Raw genomic sequence first — 3,210 nt, forward strand, 5'->3', positions numbered from 1 at the left:
TGTCGATGGTGCCGCCCGAACTGCGCCCGGTGAGGCACACGCCGATGACCGAGTATCCGTATCCCCAGCCGCGGGTCAGCGACTGAACCAGGCTGCGGACGGCCCGTGCGTCACCGACGGCGAGCACCGTCACCACGCAGCGTCCGCGACGGCGCTGCTTGGCCAGATAACCCCGGCAGATATTGCGGCCGACCACCAGGCCGGCCAGCCCGAGCGGGAACGCGACGGCCAGGTAGCCGCGGGCGTACTCCGGCCGGAAGATCATCAGGGCGACCGCGACCACGCCGATGGTGGCCAACGTCGCGGACACCACGCGCCGATACTCCTCGACGCCGGCACCGACGATGCGCGGTGAACGGGTGCGGTAGGCCGCAAGAAGAGCCAGCCAGATGGCGGCCACGCAGACCGACAAGACCGAGAAGTAGATCGACGCCGGATCGAGCGCCGTGATCGGCCGCCCCAACTTGATCATCTGAGCGCACGCCATGGCGGCCACCACGACCAGTACGTCGGTGACGATGAGTGCGCGCACGTAGCGGCGCTGCCACCGCGGGCCATCCGACTGACTGACCTCCCTAAGGGGCGTCCTGGCGGGTGTGAAGACCTGTTCTGCCACCGACATCGGTTGCCACACCTCCTGTTTGCTGGCAGCCTGCGCGACTTGGTTTGCCCCCATGTTCCGTAACACTATGACACTGTTTGCCAGCGGACGCCACACATTCAGGAAATACCCAGGTCACGAACATTCACCCAGCGTGATGGCTTTCGCGAGGCCACCGAATTGGTAGGCGTAAACGAACTCCCAATCGAGCGGCGAGTAGCGGTAGCGCCGCGGTACGGCCAACATGACGGTCGAGTGAGGTTCGTCGGAGAAACACTGACGGAAGATCAGGCGGGCCCTCGGCACGTGATATCGCCAGCTGATGACGATGATTTTGGCCCAGCCGCGCTCCCGGGCCAGCTGTCGCATCATCTCGGCCTCGCCACGGGTGGTCAATGGCGACGGCCGCAGGCAGATGACGTCGATGTCGCCAGTGCTCCGGCATACCCGCTGCATGACGGGGTCACCCGGCCCGTATGGGTTGGAGATCACGACGGTCTGCGCCCAGTGGTCTCGCGCCAGGGAGAGTCCGTAGTCCTCACGGCCGTCATGCTCACCGCCGAGCACGATGATCGCATCCGCGCGCTGGAGCTCGTCGACCGTGGCGTTGGTGAACAACACGTAGCCGCCGGCGCCCATGGCGAGCAGACAGATGGCGACGACCACGACGACGGCTTCGACGGCCACCAGCAAGCCTCTACCGCGGGACATGCTCCGCCAGTTCGTCGCGACGAGCGTCGCGGGCTGACGTCGTTCGCATCGAACGACCACCGTCACCCGGGCGAGACGTCACCGTCGGTTCCTTCGGTCACGGGCACTCATTCGTCACCGGCTTGCCTGCGAAGCGGTCCACGATCCACAGAAGCGCCGCGCTGAAGTCGATGTCTCCGTGCCCCTTGCCCGGCTGCAGGTCCCAGACGATCGGGCCACCCAGCGAACACGCCCGTGCGATGGCATCAGTGGTCCACTGCGCGTCGATGAGGGTGTCGTTGCTTCCATAGACGACGTACAGCGGAGCCGACAGCGGCCCTTGGGGCAGCGCCCATCGTTGGAGCTGTTGACGCATCCGGGCCGCCGCAACCGTCGAACTCGGCGCAATGTCGGCCGGTACCAGGCCGGCCGCCGCTTGAGCCCGGCGCTCCACGAGCGGCCCCGCGCAGGCAGTGAGCACATCCCAGGATCGCCTTGCCGCCCCGTGGCTGTAGTCGTCGCGATTCAGAACGGGAAACCGACGCACCAGCGATTCGACGACCAACACGAACGCCAGTGCCTGGTCCGGTGTCAGCGTGCCCGCTTGCGCCTTGTCGACGAGCTTGGTGACGTCGGCCGCCGGCGACAACGCCACCGCACCGACCAGGTCGAGTTCGGGCGCATAGACGCGGGCCCGTTCGTCAGCCGCCCAGGCAGCGCCACCACCTTGCGAGTGCCCGAGCGCCGCCCACCGCGTGGAGACGTTCTTGAAGGTGGCACGCAACGCACGAACGGCGTCGATCATGTTGAGTCCGGCCGTCCTGGCGTCGGTGTACGGGTGCGTGCCTGGCGCACCGAGGCCCTCGTAATCCGGCATGACGGCGGCGAAACCCTTTCCGGCCAGCCCGGCCACCACGCTGGACATACCCATCAGCGAAGCGGAGTTGGACGGCGCGCATTCCTCGTCGATGCCGGTGGTGCCGTGCCCGAACGCGACGACGGGCCAACCACCGGGCGGTGGGGGCCCCAGCGGCACGAAGACGGTGCCCGACACCACCGTTGGCGCCCCGTCGTCTCCGGACGTGGACCGGTACACCACCCGCGCCGCCTGAAGGTGCAGGCCTTCGGAGCTCGCCGCCAGACCCGGCATGGTCAACGCGCTGACCAACGATCCGGGCCCGGTCCCACTGAGATCTGCGGATTGAATCGGAACGGCTTGCGAGCCGGATCGCGTAATCGATCCGAGCAGCCCGGTGGCCACCGTCCACGACGCGGGCAGCGATGCCGCCAGCAAGATGACGCCGAGCGTGGTGGTCAGCGTCAGCGCGACCCCCCGCAGCGTCTTGCCCATCACACCATCCCGTACCGGTATCGCTTCGCCCAGTTCACTGCGGGCCGTTCCACGACGTAGTACGTGACCACGGAGATCAGCACCGCCGCGCTGAGACCGATCGCCACGTTCCACAACATCCCGCCGAGGGTGTCGCTTGCCATCACGCCGGCACGACCGAGCAGGAGCATCACCGGGAAATGCCAGAGGTACGCCGAGAGGGAAATCTTACCGATGAATCGAAACGGCGCCATTTCCAACAGGTTTGCAATGGCCGAAGTCTCGCCTCGCATCAGCGGCGCCACGATCACGAGTATCGCCAGTCCAGCCAACAAGGCAACCGCACTGACACCGAACAGCGACATCACACCGCCGGAGCCGAGCAGAACGGCGCACAGCAGTGCGGCCGGAAGCGCAGCGACCGCCGCAATCGTCCGCACCCGGCGACTGACTGATTCGCGCAGTACTCGCCGTTCGATCGCGACGACGACGACCGCCGCCAACATTCCGAACGCGAAGTTGTCGGCGCTGGCGATGAAGCTCCGCAGGAACACCGCGACCCAGTTGGGTCCCCAGTCCACCAACAGCC

At 66.9% G+C, this 3,210-nt stretch carries 4 protein-coding genes; all 4 read right to left on the reverse strand.

Annotated features, from left to right (window positions below):
* Window positions 1-676, reverse strand: a 676-nt coding sequence (locus QOC69_RS26285; RefSeq protein WP_526445193.1) for a nucleoside-diphosphate sugar epimerase/dehydratase, incomplete at its 3' end; no start/stop codon positions are given.
* Window positions 677-736: 60 nt separating this feature from the next.
* Complete coding sequence (locus QOC69_RS26290; protein WP_526445195.1) at window positions 737-1,288, reverse strand: YdcF family protein; 552 nt, start codon at window positions 1,286-1,288, stop codon at window positions 737-739.
* Window positions 1,289-1,409: 121 nt separating this feature from the next.
* Entirely contained in the window at window positions 1,410-2,642 is a 1,233-nt protein-coding gene (locus QOC69_RS26295; RefSeq protein ID WP_526445197.1) for a lipase family protein, read from the reverse strand.
* A partial coding sequence (locus QOC69_RS26300; protein WP_526445199.1) for an acyltransferase family protein occupies window positions 2,642-3,210 on the reverse strand: 569 nt, incomplete at its 5' end. The genes QOC69_RS26300 and QOC69_RS26295, both read right to left, overlap by 1 nt.

It is taken from the genome of Mycobacterium sp., assembly GCF_032162105.1.
Taxonomy (GTDB): Bacteria; Actinomycetota; Actinomycetes; order Mycobacteriales; family Mycobacteriaceae; genus Mycobacterium.

Excerpts from the sequence above, each read along its gene's own strand:
- QOC69_RS26295 (WP_526445197.1), bottom strand. The coding sequence starts at position 2,642 with ATGGGCAAGACGCTGCGGGGGGTCGCGCTGACGCTGACCACCACGCTC.